Genomic DNA, 16312 nt, shown 5'->3' on the forward strand with positions numbered 1-16312 from the left:
GTCAGTAGTGAGCCCCCTAACCCCCTGAAGGGGGAACCCAATCAAAGGAATGCAAATGGTGACACTACAGTGTTAGCCCCCTAACCCCCTGAAGGGGGAACCCGATCAAAGGGATGCAAATGGTGACACTACTGTGTCACCAGGTATTTTTTAGTGTTCCACAAAACGTTTTTTGGAACACTAATAAGACCAAAACGCTCCGGTTTTCCGTCTAAATCAGTCAAAAAAACCGCTCCGAAAACGGACGATTTAAACCGTTTTTTGGATTAAAAACCAATGAAAATCGAAGAAAAACGCAGAAAAACGAAGGGGAAGTTATGAGTAGATCTTATCGCTCGCAGATTTAACTCACCCCGACTACGCTATCGCTGGTCGACCCTCTCTGCTGCGCAAAGAGGGTGAAGAAAAGAAAAAAAGCCCCAATTTCTCCCCCTCTTTACGCAGTAGAGAGGGGGCGGGGGGTGAGTCGACTTGCCACGCGGACACGGCCGTCGTGTTTCGAACACCTCAGGTCCTAAACCATACTTTGCCCCACCGTCAGCAAATTATTGTCCGGGTCGTGTATGGCAAATTCACGCTGCATCCAGGGTTTGTATTCCAGGGCGGTAACGTTGGCGCCATTGGCTTTGGCCAGATCGTAAAACGCCTCGATATCGTCGGTACGGATGTACACTTGTCCGTAGTTATCTTTAGGGTCGAGGTCGGTAAATTCGAAGAAGTGTATCTGGATATGGTCTTTCTCTACCATCAGGTAGCCCGGGTAATCGCCGCCGAACTGCGTAAAACCAAGCTTTTCGATATAAAATTGGCGCGTGATGGCTTTATTGCGCATAGGTAGTTTCGGGTTGATGGCGGTAAGCATGGCGGGTTGGGTTTATGGGTTTACGATGTGCGAAGATACTTATCCTTTTAAAAGTCATGGTCCAGGTACCTGAGGTGGGCGGCATGGGTATCGGAATAATCCCTATCCAAAGAAACCCGAATTTAAATCTCCACTGGCCGCTGATGCTCATCCCATCGGCTGATAGCTTGCCGGCGTAGTAGATTTTGCGGTGTTTTTTATTAAATGTTTGGCGTGTACCATCGGCGCGGAGCACCGTCATCACGGGCATTTGCTTAATGAACTCAACTTCGTCGCCATCAACGGTACCTGTAATTTCGCCTATACCTTCGGTGCCGCCGCTTGCAAGATCGTCCTGCACCGTGCCGCTGAACCTGTTATCGGCAATGTTAACGATAGCAATCCCGAAGTAGGTGTGCTTGTGGCCCCGCATGCTCTCGTGGCGCTTATTGTCGAATTGATAGTAGCCTTGCCAGTTGCCTTTAGCAATCATTGTAGTTAATTGGATTGGTTTATGCAATATGCACAATCTTTACCACGGATGATAATCTTCCGTATTGTTTTTGAAGCTCTTTGCCAATTTGTTCCACTTTCGTCCCAAAGTGCTTAGTGTTTTTTGTTAAATTCCTAATAAAGAATTTGTTGTATAGGTTTGCTTGAACAATGAGGGTGTTCCAACGTGTTCCGCTAAAAATGTAATTAATTGATAATCAATTACTATTTGGAAAATGGTGTTTCACATTCAAAAATGGAACACTTGCATGCTTGGGGATATCCTATTAGCCCGGCGCCGCTTTGTAACAAGCAAGCTATATAAGGTGCAACATGTAATTAGTTGTAACCATTTCTCGTTATTCGCGGTATAAATACTTTACACGATAAAAACTTTCCGGTTATTGGCGGTTTAGCCTTTATAATGAATGTTTTTTGTTGAATGTTTTGATAAATTAGCGTTTAAGTTAACGCCCGCTACTGTCAACCCTAACTGACTCTTATGGATGCTCAAATACCTTTTTTGAATTTCTCCCTAAAAAAGGTATTAGCGCGGCAGCCCGATACTTTGAAAAAGGCGCGGATAAAAATCGTTTACACCATCTTGCTGTTATCTATCGTAAAGATACTGGTGTTACTCCCCCTGGTATTGACACGCATACACGAACATCAGCTTTACCGAATGCTTTTCATATTGGTATTTTATCTTGCTCTTGCTAAATACCTGCTTTATAAACCGAACAGCATCAATATTATTTCGCATTTTATCGTAGTTACCGGTATAGGCGCAGTATGGACCAACGTATTCTTTTTCCAGCAAAGCATCAACATGGTTACCATACAGTTTGCTTTTATGGTAACGTTTGTGGGGTATTATCTTATCGATAGTCGTTTCGCGGTGATTTATAGCATACTGGCTATTGCGCCGTTGCTGTATTACCTTGCAGCTAGCGGTCGCGGTAACTGGCACATGGATGTTATCCCCCAGGAGCTCCCTTCGCCAGGTTTTGAAGCTATAGTAGCCATGAACTTTATCACCATGCTGCTGATCCATTATCTGTTTTACTGCGCATTTAGGGATAATGTAAGCGAAAAGGAGGAATTGAACAGGCAATTGCAAGCCACAGTAGCCGAAACCAAGGCACTTGCCGATTCGCGCTCTGTGTTCTTATCTACCATGTCGCACGAGTTGCGCACCCCGCTAAACGCTGTAATGGGGATGGCCAGCCTGGTGCGCGATACGGCCACGGCCGAGCAAACCGAGAACCTCGATATCCTGGAATTTTCGGCGCAGAGCCTGCTTACGATGGTTAACGATATACTGGATTATAACAAAAGCGAGAACGACCGCATAGAGCTTGAAACTATACCTGTTAACCTGCCTGTGTTGATGCACCGCGTGTGCCTTGGCCTGCAGCAAAAGGCCACCGAAAAGGGCCTAACGCTTACTATGGATGTAGACGATCAACTGAAAGATAAATGGCTAGTTACCGACCCCACCCGCCTTACCCAAATTATCCATAACCTGGTGGGCAATGCGCTTAAATTTACCGAGCGCGGCGGCGTGAGTGTTAAACTGCATGTTACCCAAGCCGATGAGCATAGCGTATCTACACATTTTTCGGTTACGGATACCGGCATAGGCATAGCCGACAATCGGCAGGAAGCCATCTTCGACCCATTTACCCAAGCATCGGCAGATACCACGCGCCACTACGGCGGTACCGGCCTAGGCCTGGCTATCGTAAAACGACTGCTTAAACTTTTTAATAGTAACATAGTGCTGAAGAGTATTGCAGGCGAGGGTTCCGAGTTTTCGTTCGCTATAGATTTTAACCTACACAAAGGCATTGTAGTGCCCGCATCTATCCATACTGGCATGAACAGCAGTCTGGAAGGGCTCAAGATACTGATAGCCGAGGATAACCCTATCAATGCTTTGTTATTGGTTAAATTGCTTACCAAATGGAAGGCGCGCTCCGTACTGGCACGCAACGGTAGCGAGGCCATTGAAAAGTTAATGACCGAAGATTTCGATGTAGTACTGATGGATTTGCACATGCCTATTATGGATGGCTACGAAGCAACTGAGCGCATCAGGCAGATGGCACATCCGGCTAAATCGTCCGTGGTGATAATTGCCTTAACAGCATCTGTATCGCATAATATCCACAGCAAGATAAAAGCGGCCGGCATGCACGATTATTTGTCGAAGCCTTTTCAGCCTACGCTATTATTCCAAAAGCTCGAGCCACTGCAGAATGCCCTTGCTCCACGCGAGATACTTTCAAATCATTAACAAGAATAAAATACCTGCGGCTTCTTTATTCAATATCATTTACCTTTACGCTAAATTATATCAACAGATATGGCAAACCCCACGCAGATAACCGTAGAAGCAACCGTAAACGCACCCGTAGAAATAGTTTGGAGCTTGTGGACCGACCCTGAGCACGTTGTAAACTGGAACGCAGCAAGCGATGACTGGCACACCCCCAAAGCATCTAACGACCTGCAAGTCGGCGGTAAATTCACCTCCACCATGGCCGCTAAAGATGGTAGCATGAGCTTCGATTTCGAGGGCGTTTATTCCGTTGTTGACGAGTATAAGCTTATTGCATATGAAATTGGCGATGGCCGTAAGGTAAGCGTTACGTTTACAGACGAGGATGAGGTCACCAAAATAGTAGAGACGTTCGAGGCAGAAGGCATGAACCCGGTAGAAATGCAGCGCAGTGGCTGGCAGGCCATCCTGAATAACTTCAAGAAGTACGCAGAGGAGAATTAGTCAGCAACCCTCCTTTGCCAAACTTACGTTTGGTATGCTGTTATGACAACGCGAAAAAAAATTATGAGAAAAATCCTTACCCTCCTTATATTATCGGTTGCTTTTGCTGTCAAAGCATCGGCACAAACCTTTAATGCCGACGATTTTAAGAACAATCTCGGCAAATCCAAAACCTTGTGCGACACGGTTTACTCCGTAAAAATATTCAGCGACACACTTTCCCTCATCAACATGGGGGGCAACTATCCCAATCAGAAATACACGATCGCCGTAAAGGGAAATAAAATTGTGATGGATTGGGCCAACCTAAAAGGCAAACGCTTGTGTGTTACAGGTGTTTTTGAGATGCATAAAAACCGCCCCGAAATTGTAGCTGCCGAGCCCAACCAAATCAGCTATCCTTAAAGATTATTTTCCAATGAAAAGCTTCAGGATTGTTAATTAAAAATTACAAAGACTGGGGCTTTGGATGGCGTTTTGTCGTTATTTTAAATGATGTAACCAATAGCTAATTTTTGAGGGTATTGAATTTCCGCATTTCAAAATAAATCAAAAAATAGGGTTGTGACATTTCGCCTGTAATGCAAAAAATGTATAACTTGAACGCGATTTTGAACTAATTACAAGCGTTTTTTAAGGCTATGTAGTATTTAGCCTCCTTATACCAATTAATGGACTTACTTACCGAGAATATTTATCACCAGGAAGAAACGGGCGATGTGTTCCTGCATCGATTGTTTGAGGAACAGGCGCAACTCACGCCCGATGTACTTGCCATACAGCTTGCCGGACAGCAAATTACCTACCACGAATTAAACAGGAAAGCCGACCAACTTGCCCTGGCTATAGTAAACCAAAGCCCGGATTCTCTGGTAATAGGTGTTAGTGTGCAACGATCCATAGAAACCATTGCAGGCATACTGGCGGTGCTTAAAGCAGGTAAGGCCTATTTGCCTATTGATGCATCATACCCTATTGAAAGGCTGCAGCATATCCTAAAGGATGCAGGTGTGAATACGATACTGGCAGCAACGGCGCAAAAAGAATTGTTCACCCATTTGCCGGTTACAGTAATTGCATCAGATAAAGAGTACACTGAAACGGCAACATCTGTTGATCAAAATATCCGCACTCATGTTGCCTATGTTATTTATACCTCAGGTTCTACAGGTACGCCAAAGGGCGTTTGTGTGGGGCATGTAGGCGTGGTTAACCTCATTTATTACCACAAGCGTATTTCACCCTATTTAGGTATTGGTGCAAAAACTTTGCAATTTGCGCCCTTGGTGTTTGATGCATCGGTGGTAGAGATATTTTGTACGCTATGCATAGGCGGTACATTGGTACTTGTTGAAGATGAAGTACGTATAGATCCGGTTAGGTTGATCCGATATGTGGATGACATGAAGGTTAACCGTATCAACGTGCCTTTTGTAGCCCTGCAATATTTTACAGAAATAGCCGATGCAGAAAAACGATACCCGCAATCACTATTGGAGGTAATTACAGCCGGCGAACAATTAAAGGTAACGCCACAGATTGTTCGTTTTTTTCAGGCTTTGCCGGGCTGTGTTTTCTACAATATGTATGGCCCAACCGAAACCAGCGTTGCCAGTACAGCATTAAAACTGACGGGAGCGCCTGAAACCTGGCCTGCTTTACCAACCATTGGTAAGGAGATAGATAATACAAAAAACTACATCCTCGATGAAAACCTCAGTCTATTGCCCGATGGCGAAGTTGGCGAGCTGTGCATAAGCGGTATAAATCTTAGTTACGGGTACCTTAACCGTCCCGATCTGACTGCCGAAAAATTTGTGGATTGGCAAAATAATGGCCAAACTATACGTATTTATCGCAGTGGCGATCTTTGTCGTTTTTTGCCTGATGGTAACATTGAGTACCTTGGCCGTAAAGACACCCAGGTGAAGATACGCGGCAACCGGGTGGAGATTGGCGAGATTGAAGTTTTGCTAAATCAGCTCGATGGTATACAACAATCCGTTGTGATTGCACGGGAAGACACACCCGGCGATAAACGGCTGGTAGCCTACCTGGTAGCCTCGCACGAAAGGGTAACTACTGCACAGGTACGTGACAGGATAGAAGAAAAGCTGCCCGATTTTATGATGCCCTCGGCTTTTGTGTGGATGACCGACCTGCCCAAAACCAGCAGCGGCAAGGTGGACCGTAATAACCTGCCCAAGCCGGATCTGAAACGGCCTGAACTGGCAACTTTATATAAGCCGGCAGCTAACCTTACGCAAAAACGCCTTGCAGGTATCTGGTGCGAATTGCTACAACTTGAAAAAGTAGGTATCGACGATAATTTCTTCGAACTGGGCGGAAATTCCCTGCTGGGCCTTAAAACGGTTGCAACTTTAAAGAAGCAATATAATGTTGTGCTGCCCATTACCAAATTGTACCAGTTTCCAACGGTGGCCGGTATTGCTGCATATTTGGATGGCACTACAGGTAAGGTGGCCGAGGTGGTATTACCAAAAACTAAAGTTAAGGCCGGCAACGGCGATATCGCCATCATAGGCATGGCAGGCCGTTTCCCGGGTGCCAATACGATAGATGAGTTGTGGACGCTATTAAAAGAGAGCCGTGAAACCACCCGCTTCTTTACCGATGAGGAAATTGACTCTTCGATACCACCCGAGGTACGCTTTGCGCCTAATTATGTAAAAGCCCGTGGTGTAGTAGAAAACTCCGACGAGTTCGACGCAGCATTTTTTGGACTGAGCCCGCGAATAGCAGAACTGATGGACCCACAGCAGCGCATTTTTTTGGAGCTGGTTTGGGAGGCCCTGGAAAGCACAGGTCACCTGCCATCGCAATACCATGGCATGGTGGGTCTTTTTGCAGGTTGCGGCAACAATACTTACTATATCAACAATGTGATCCCCAACCGCCACCTGATTGATAAGGTTGGCAGTTTCATGGTATCAACGCTCAACGAAAAAGATTATATCGCAACGCGAATTGCTTACGAGCTTGACCTGAAAGGTCCTGCTGTTAGCGTGCATTCGGCGTGTTCAACATCGCTGCTAGCAATTGCCCAGGCAGTTGACAGCATCCGTGCAGGGCAATGTAATGCGGCATTGGCAGGCGGGGTATCAATCAGTTCACCTATAAACAGCGGGCATTTGTATCAGGAAGGCACCATGCTGAGTGCCGATGGCCATTGCCGCTCTTTTGATGCTGAAGCAGATGGTACCGTGTTCAGCGATGGGGCAGGGGTAGTGCTGCTGAAAAGCCTGGAAGAGGCCGAAGCCGATGGTGACACCATTTACGGCATTATCAAAGGCGTGGGCCTTAATAACGATGGCGGCGGCAAGGGTAGCTTTACTGCACCCAATGCAGCCGGGCAGGCCGGTGCCATAGCCATGGCTATCAGGGATGCGGGGGTATCGGCAGCAGACATTACTTATGTAGAGGCGCACGGTACGGCTACTGTACTGGGCGATCCGATTGAAATAGAGGGACTGCGCATGGCGTTCGGTCCGCAGGATGCTAACCAGTACTGCGCCATTGGCTCCATCAAGAGTAATATGGGCCACTTAGTGGCAGCTGCGGGCGTTGCTGGCTTTATAAAAGCAACCTTGGCGATGTATCATCATCAAATCCCGGCTTCGTTACACCATACCAGGGCCAATCCCAACATCGATTTCGAAAACAGTCCGTTCTTCGTTAACACCCGGCTGCGCGATTGGGAGACCGATAAAAAGCGCATAGCCGGTGTAAGTTCTTTTGGCGTGGGTGGTACCAACGTACACCTTATACTTGAAGAATACCCGCAGCAAATCAAACTCTCGGGTGAAGGGAACGCTTTGCACCTTATCCAATGGTCGGCTAAAACGGAGAGCAGCGCCGATAAATACCGCGAAAAGCTATCCGCATGGATAAATAGCAATCCGGATGCATCCCTGGCAGATATTGCCTATACGCTGCAAACCGGGCGTACGGGCTTCGCCAATCGTTACATCGCGGTAGCAGCAACAAAAGAAGAATTATTAGAGAAACTGGCATCGTCAATACCCAAAACAGATTCCAAAAAACTCAATGCCAAAGCAACCGAAGTTGCTTTTATGTTTCCCGGTCAGGGCGCACAGTTTGTGAATATGGGGCGGTATTTGTACGATACCGAAGCGGTTTACCGCTCGGCTATAGACGATTGCATCGCCCTGCTCAAAGGCACCTCTCAGGAAGATATCCTGGCGATATTATACAACGATAGCAACGAAGCCGCCGCTACCGAGCAGTTAAAAAATACGCTGTACACGCAGCCTGCCCTGTTCATCACCAGCTACGCCATGGCCAGGCTTTGGATGAGTTGGGGCATAACCCCGGCTGTACTAACGGGCCACAGCATAGGCGAATTCGTGGCCGCGCATTTTGCGGGCATCATGTCGCTTGCAGATGCGGTAAAGCTCATCAGCAGCCGTGCAAAATTAGTAAGCGAAGCAGAAGGTGGCGATATGTTATCCGTACGAATGCCCGAGGCCGAAGTACGCGATATATTGCCCGATGGACTTTCCATTGCAGTCCTGAATACCAAAAATGCCACCGTAGTAGCCGGGCCAAGTGCAGAGGTCGCGAAATTTGCCCAAACGGTTGCCGCCATGAACGTCGCTACGCGCGTGCTGGAAACCAGCCACGCCTTCCATTCGGCTATGATGGATAGCGTGGTAGAACCCTTTGAGGCTGTAGTGAAAACCGTTAAGCTTAACCCGCCGGTTAAGCCCATCATATCAACTATAACCGGTAAATGGCTCAGCGAGGCCGAAGCGCTCGACCCGCATTATTGGGCCATGCATGTACGCCGCACGGTAAGATTTGCCGATGCAGCTAATTTGTTAGCCGAAGACGAGGGCCGCATAATGCTGGAAGTTGGTCCTGGCAATGTACTCTCCACCCTGGTAAAGCAACAGGCATCGCCAAAGTTGGTTACAACCATACCAGGCATAGATAGCGCCCTGGGCGATTTGCCCACCCGATCGGCGTTGCAGGCGCTTGGGCAGCTTTGGATGAACGGTATCGACCCGGATTGGACAGCATTTTATGCCGGGCAGCAAAGGCTGAAACTGAACTTGCCTACTTATGCCTTCGATAGGAAACGTTTTTGGGTAGAGCCGGTTATCCCGCTAAGCCATTTAACGCCGCCATTTGAAGCACCTACTGAACAATTATTTGAACACAGCACAGCAATACAAAAAGATATGCCACTTAGAAAGGAACTGTTGATAGGTAAACTGAAGGATATATTTGAGGATACATCGGGTATAGATGTGGATAGCAGCGATGCCAGTTTTATCGAAATTGGTTTCGATTCGCTTTTGCTTACGCAGGTAGCCACCAACCTCAAAAAAGAGTTCAACGTGCCTATCACTTTCCGCAAATTATTTGAGGAATATAATTCGCTGGATTTACTGGCGGCCCACCTGGATAACATACTCCCTGCCGACCAATACCAACCCGCCCCGCCGGCAGCTGCGGCGAGGCCGGTCGCCCAACCCGTTTACCAGCAGCCAACTTACCAGCAGCCAGTATTTCATGCCGCGCCGCAGGCAGAAGGCAGCAACCAGGTCCTCACCATGATTGCTCAGCAATTACAATTATTGGCCAGCCAGGTAGCCCTTATGCAGGGTGGGAATACAGGATACCCGCAACCGGTGCGTACTACTACCGTACAACTTACGCCGCCACCAGTGCAGGTACAGCAAGGTAACAGTGCGCAATCGCCTGTGGCAAAACCCGCCATATCGCTTGCGCCTGCATCAGATATCAGTGCCGAGGAAATGGTAGAACTTAAGAAGCCCTTTGGTGCTACGGCCCGTATAGAGCGACAGGTGCAGGGCTTAGCGCCTAAACAACAGGCACTAATCGCCAAGCTCACCAAAGATTATAACGAAAAAACAAAAACCAGTAAGGCGCAAACGCAGCAGCACAGGCCGTACATGGCAGACCCAAGGGTGGTGAGTGGTTTCCGCCCGCTAACCAAAGAGTTGGTTTACCCCATTGTTGTGAACAGATCTAAAGGCAGCCGCGTTTGGGATGTAGATGGTAACGAATACATTGATGCCCTTAACGGTTTCGGCTCCAATATGTTAGGCTATCAGCCCGATGTGTTGAAGACGGTGATACACGAGCAGATAGATAAAGGTTACGAGATTGGCCCTCAGCATGAACTGGCGGGCGATGTTTGTAAACTGCTTTGCGAGTTTACGCAGTTTGAGCGTGCTGCCTTGTGCAACACCGGTTCTGAAGCGGTACTGGGTGCAATGCGCGTTGCCCGCACAGTTACCGGCAGATCGCTCATCGTAGCGTTTAGCGGATCTTACCATGGTATTATGGACGAGGTTATTGTACGTAGTACTAAGAAGTTAAAAACGGTGCCTGCCGCATCGGGCATCTTGTCAGAAAACGTGCAATGCATGCTGATTTTGGATTATGGTACCGACGAAACCCTCAAAATAATACAAGAGCGTGCCGACGAGATAGCTGCCGTATTGGTAGAGCCCGTGCAAAGCCGCCGCCCCGAATTTAAACCGGTAGAGTTTCTGAAGAAACTTCGCGTACTTACTGCCGATGCTAAAATTGCCCTGGTATTTGATGAGGTGATCAGCGGTTTCCGCATGCATCAGGGTGGTGCGCAGGCCATATTTGGCGTAAAGGCCGATATGGGCACTTATGGCAAAGTTATTGGCGGTGGTATGCCGGTTGGTGCCATTTGTGGTGTAAAAGAGTATATGGATGCGCTCGACGGCGGCCAGTGGCAGTATGGCGACGCATCTGTGCCCGAAGTTGGGGTAACGTACTTTGCCGGTACTTTCGTTAGGCACCCGCTGGCCCTGGCGGCTGCAAAGGCTTCGCTGGAGTATATGAAAGAGCGTGGTCCCGCGCTTCAGCAAAAGCTTACGGCTATGGCCAAAATCTTCACTGATGGTATGGAAGCCAAATGCAGGCAAGCGGGTGTTCCCATCACCATTGTGGGCTTTGGTTCGCTGTGGCGCATGAAGTTTTTAGAAGAAATTCCCTACAGCGAACTGTTGTTTACGCTGATGCGCTTAAAAGGAGTGCATATATTAGACGGTTTTCCGTGCTTTATTACCGATGCGCATACCGAGGACGATATTAAATTCATGCTGGGGGCGTTCACCGAAAGCCTCGACGAGATGATTGCAGCCGGGTTCTTTCCAACCAATCAACAGGTTGAGGGGGGTGCTGTTACGGCATTGCACGTTGAGCCCGTGGCCGCAAACGCAAATACACCACCGGTACCCGGCGCCAGGCTCGGGCGCGATAAGGATGGCAATCCCGGTTGGTTTATTGCCGATGAAAGCAATCCGGGTAAGTATTTGCAGGTAAAATAGTTTTAATTTGAACGGTGTTATGAATTACGAGGTAAGTCCTGTTGAGTTCGATCCATTTGCCGGGCCCCAGATTGCATTGGTGGCCCCAGCTACCGAACCGCAAATAGAAATATGGACATCGTGCCTGATAGGTGGTGCAGATGCCAGCTGCGCCTATAACGATTCGGGTTCGCTTTTACTTTCCGGTCCCTTTGATAAAGAGGCCATGTTTAAGGCCCTACAGGCCCTTAGCGATAGGCATGAAGCACTGCGGACGGTTTTCAGCGCCGACGGTAAGAGTTTCCTGGTGTATGATAATCCAACTTTGCATATCGATTACCAGGATCTTTCGTCACATACCGAAGCGCAAAACGAGCTTTTTATCCAGAATTACACCCGCCAGAACGCTATCACCGCTATCGATTTGATGCACGGCCCCCTGTTTAAACCAACTATACTAAAGTTAAGCAGCCAGGAGCACTACATCACCTTTGTGGCGCACCACATCATTTGTGATGGATGGTCGATAGGGATTATTATGCAGGAGCTAAGTAAGCTATATTCGGCCTTTGCCAAAGGCGAATGGCCAAAACTGCCCCCCGCGCCAAAGTATAGCGACTATGCCGTTGAGCAAAACGCCAATATAAATTCAGAAGAACGGCATCAAACTGAAGAATACTGGGTAAACCAGTTCAACGGTAGCACGCATTTACTTAATGTACCTACTGATAACCCACGCCCCGCCCAGCGCACTTATAAAAGTAAACGTGCTGATTTTACGCTGGATGCCCAGTTGGTTGCCGATATAAAACTAATGGCGCGCAAAGCCGGAACCAGTTTTGTAACCACGCTGATGGCCGCTTTTGAAGTTTACCTGCAACAGATAACCGGCCACGAAGAGATTATATTAGGGTTACCCGCCGCAGGGCAATCTGCCACCGGGAATTACGGCCTGGTGGGCCATTGCGTAAATTTGCTGGCCCTGCGCAGCCACCCCAATGGCGAGCAATCGTTTTTAGATTACCTAAAGGCGCGCAAAACAGAGGTACTGGATGCTTACGATCACCAGATGTTCACCTTTGGTAGCCTGCTCAAAAAAATAAATATTCCAAGAGATCCCTCGCGCGTGCCGCTGGTGCCTGTGGTTTTCAACATCGATATCGGTATGGATGAGGGAGTAGATTTCTATAACCTGAGCCATCGCTACATCACCACCGGCCGCGAGTACGAAAACTTCGAGATATTCCTGAATATTACCGACCATAAGGATGCCCTGGTGCTGGAGTGGTCGTATAATACGCAGATATTTGAGCCTGCCCGCATCAGCCTGATGATGGATGAATACCAGCATTTATTGAAACAAATAGTAAGTGCGCCCGATAAGCTGATTGGCAAATTGCCGCTGATGCGTGCAGATGAATTTACGAGCCAGTTAAAAGCCTGGAATAATACCAGCGTAGCTTATCCAAAAGAAAAATCGCTTCACCAGATTATTAGTGCAATAGCCGCAAAAAATCCTGGTCACGTGGCGCTGAAGTTCGGCAACGAACACCTTACCTACAAGCAGCTGAACGAAAAGTCCAATCAACTTGCCTGGGTATTAGTGACAGAGGGGGTAAGAAAAGGTGATAAAATAGCCATTTCGGTAGATAGGTCGGCTGATTTGGTGATAGGCTTGCTGGCCATTATCAAAGCAGGGGGTGTTTACGTACCTCTGGATCCGATTTTCCCCATCAACCGTATCAACTACATGCTGGCCGATTCCGGCGCAGCAATATTGCTCACCTCTGCCGACTACTCCGGCAAATACGAATCGAAGGCCAAAGAACTATTGCTTGCTGATATGATAGCAGGCATGGGCAATCAACCCGTAACGGAGCCGAACGTTGAGGTAAAAGGCAAAGATTTGTTATACATTCTTTACACATCCGGCTCAACCGGGCAACCAAAAGGGGTGCAGATTGCGCATCATAACATGGTGAACTTTTTGTACAGTATGCAAAAGGAGCCTGGTCTTACGGCGCATGATAAACTACTTGCTGTAACTACCATCAGCTTTGATATTGCGGGGTTGGAATTGTTTTTGCCGCTGATTACGGGTGCGGAGATTGTACTGGTTGATGCTGCCACGGCAAAAGATGGTTATGCCTTGCTGGATATCATCAAAAAAGAAAAAATTACCACCATGCAGGCTACGCCATACACCTGGCGTATTATGCTGGAGGCCGGCTGGGAAACCGAGAAGATAAAGGTAATATGCGGCGGCGAAGCCTTGCCTATGGATCTGGCTACGCGCATACTGGCCCGGGCATCATCGCTTTGGAACGTTTATGGCCCTACCGAAACCACCGTATGGTCTACCATTAAACAAATAACGCCTGAGGATAAGCAGATAAGTATAGGCAAGCCGATTGATAATACCTTTGTATATATCCTTGATCAATTTCAAAACCCGCTGGCACCCGGCGCGGCAGGAGAAATTTATATTGGCGGAGAAGGCGTAGCAAAAGGTTACCTGGACCAGCCGATACTAAATTATGAGAAGTTTTTAGAAGATCCCTTTGCTGATACCCCTGGTACCATGATGTACCGCACCGGCGATTTGGGTAAATACCTGCCCGATGGCAACTTGATGTACCTATCGCGCATTGATGCGCAGGTGAAGATACGCGGTTATCGTATAGAAACCGGAGAAATTGAGTTCCACATGGCTAAAGACCCCGACTTGAAACAGGCCGTGGTAATTGCTCGGCCCGATATCAACGGCGTAGATAAGCTGGTTGCCTATGTAGCCTTTAAAGATGGCTTTGTATGCAAAGACTTTAACGAATGCTCCAACTACTGGCGCAATGAGCTGAGGGGCGCTGTGCCTGATTATATGATACCTGATAATTTTATACAGGTAGATGCTATGCCGCTAACGCCAAACGGCAAGGTTGATAAAAAAGCACTTGCGTTGATTGGACCTCTCCCCACCGATGGCGACACCCTGTACATGGCACCACGTACCGATGTGGAGGAGATGGTAGCCGGGATATGGAGAGAGTTTTTGGGCATCGAAAAAGTGGGTATTTTCGATAACTTTTTTCAGTTGGGCGGGCACTCGCTTATTGCCGTGCAGGTGATGGCCAGGATTGAAAAAGAAACAGGCAAACGCCTGCCGTTGGCTATATTGTTCGAAAACTCGACTATAGAGAAACTTGCCCTGGTTTTGAATATGGACGGCAAAGCCATTATGTGGGATTCGCTGGTGCCGATAAAGCCCAAAGGTAGCAAAATGCCTATCTATATCGTACACGGTGCGGGCCTCAACGTGCTGTTATTCAATGCGCTCGCTATCAATATGGATGATGAGCAGCCGGTGTACGGCTTGCAGGCTAAAGGCCTCAATGGGGTAGAGGAGCCGCTTAACCGCATGGAAGATATAGCGGCACATTACATTTCGAGTATCAGGGCGCAAAACCCCGATGGGCCATACGCCCTGGCAGGCTTTTCGTTCGGTGGTATCATCGCCTTTGAGATGGCTAAACAACTGGAGGCCTTAAACCTGGAAGTAAAAATGCTGGGGATGTTTGATACCTATGCCTATCGTACGCCTTATTATGATAGCTGGTTGGTAAACAAGGTTAAACGCGGTATGTATGTTGGCCGCCGATTGTGGTATTCGCTCACGTTTCAGGATGGCTTCAAGGAAACGATTCAGTATCGGGCAAAATCACTCTACAGGATGATGATGCGGTTGATATGGCGATTGAGAGACGGCAAAGAGCAAAAGGAAGGCTTTTTTGGCTATAGCAACCGTATCGACGATATGAACGATATAGCCCAAAAATATTATCGTATAGAGCCTTATGATATTGCCATAGAACTATTCAGGGCGGAGAGGCGATCTTTTTATCTGGACGATTTTGAATTTATGGGCTGGAAGCCCTTTGCCTTAAAAGGGGTAAACATTCACAATATCCCCGGTGAGCATAATACGATATTTAAAGCACCGAACGATAAAGAATTTGCGCGGATATTGCAGAAGTGCCTGGATGACCTGGCAAAGAAATAAGCTTACAGCATAAAAGCCTGCGATTTTGGGAAGGGTTAGCATCCGGTTTTTAAACGATGTGGATTGGCACCAAGCGATGCCGGGAGACTTTATTATGAACAATGGTGAGTCGCACCTCTTCCGCATCCACATCGGTAGCAACCTACAGCGATTGCAGGCTTTCGCAGCTACGTTAACGCCTTCAGAAACTGAGCGTTGTAACAAATACCACCAGCTGAAAGACAGGCAACGTTTCATAATCAGCAGAGGGGCACAACGTTCTATCCTGAGCCGGTACCTTAATCAAACGGCTGAAGAACTGCAATTTGTGTTAGGTGATAACAAAAAGCCTTATCTGCCTGATACGCGCTACGGCACTGGCCTACAATACAACATTACCCACGCCGGTGAATGGATTTTGCTTGCCGTTGCGGATAGGCCGGTGGGAGCCGATGTAGAGTTTATTGATAGCGCATTCCCGTTTGCAGATATCCTGCCGGAACATTTCAGCCAGGAAGAAATGGGGTTTGTAAACGCCGCAAACCAGCACGACCGTTTCTTTACCCTATGGACCCGCAAAGAAGCATTACTAAAAGCGACCGGCCAGGGCCTCGGTGAATACCTCAAATCAACACCATCGCTGGATGGTAAACATGCGCTGCCCGGCAATTTGTTAGGATCGGAGAAGGATTGGCAAATCAGCAGCTTTAACTTGACGGATAGTTATAAGGCTAGCATTGCGGCCGGGAATGAGATCCGAGTGCTACGTTTTTTTGATGTTAGTTTTTGACACGGGA

At 47.8% G+C, this 16312-nt stretch carries 8 protein-coding genes; 6 read left to right on the forward strand and 2 right to left on the reverse strand.

The genetic code is table 11. The features are described 5' to 3' along the window. Window positions 1-514 precede the first annotated feature (514 nt). Complete coding sequence (locus E2R66_RS15930; protein ID WP_133232320.1) at window positions 515-862, reverse strand: bleomycin resistance protein; 348 nt, start codon at window positions 860-862, stop codon at window positions 515-517. After that, a complete protein-coding gene (locus E2R66_RS15935; RefSeq protein ID WP_133232318.1) occupies window positions 822-1334 on the reverse strand; it encodes a hypothetical protein in 513 nt (170 codons plus the stop codon). The genes E2R66_RS15930 and E2R66_RS15935 overlap by 41 nt, the downstream gene beginning before the upstream one ends. Window positions 1335-1835: 501 nt before the next feature. On the opposite strand from E2R66_RS15935, the gene E2R66_RS15940 reads away from it, so the two are divergent. From E2R66_RS15940 to E2R66_RS15965, 6 genes are all read left to right on the forward strand, one after another. Beyond that, window positions 1836-3632: an ATP-binding protein gene (locus tag E2R66_RS15940; RefSeq protein WP_133232316.1), complete on the forward strand. Its 1797-nt coding sequence runs from the start codon at window positions 1836-1838 to the stop codon at window positions 3630-3632. Window positions 3633-3701: 69 nt separating this feature from the next. After that, complete coding sequence (locus E2R66_RS15945) at window positions 3702-4121, forward strand: SRPBCC family protein (protein ID WP_133232314.1); 420 nt, start codon at window positions 3702-3704, stop codon at window positions 4119-4121. A gap of 63 nt (window positions 4122-4184) precedes the next feature. Beyond that, window positions 4185-4526 carry a hypothetical protein gene (locus E2R66_RS15950; RefSeq protein ID WP_133232312.1) on the forward strand — a complete coding sequence of 114 codons (342 nt, stop codon included), beginning with the start codon at window positions 4185-4187 and terminating at the stop codon, window positions 4524-4526. A gap of 266 nt (window positions 4527-4792) precedes the next feature. After that, the gene (locus E2R66_RS15955; protein WP_133232310.1) at window positions 4793-11500 is read left to right on the forward strand and encodes a polyketide synthase; all 6708 of its coding nucleotides are present in this window, start codon (window positions 4793-4795) and stop codon (window positions 11498-11500) included. 19 nt (window positions 11501-11519) lie between these two features. Beyond that, the gene (locus E2R66_RS15960) at window positions 11520-15536 is read left to right on the forward strand and encodes a non-ribosomal peptide synthetase (RefSeq protein ID WP_133232308.1); all 4017 of its coding nucleotides are present in this window, start codon (window positions 11520-11522) and stop codon (window positions 15534-15536) included. A gap of 58 nt (window positions 15537-15594) precedes the next feature. Then, entirely contained in the window at window positions 15595-16305 is a 711-nt protein-coding gene (locus E2R66_RS15965) for a 4'-phosphopantetheinyl transferase family protein (protein ID WP_133232306.1), read from the forward strand. The last annotated feature ends 7 nt before the right edge of the window (window positions 16306-16312 follow it).

The organism is Mucilaginibacter psychrotolerans (genome assembly GCF_004519315.1).
GTDB lineage: Bacteria > Bacteroidota > Bacteroidia > Sphingobacteriales > Sphingobacteriaceae > Mucilaginibacter > Mucilaginibacter psychrotolerans.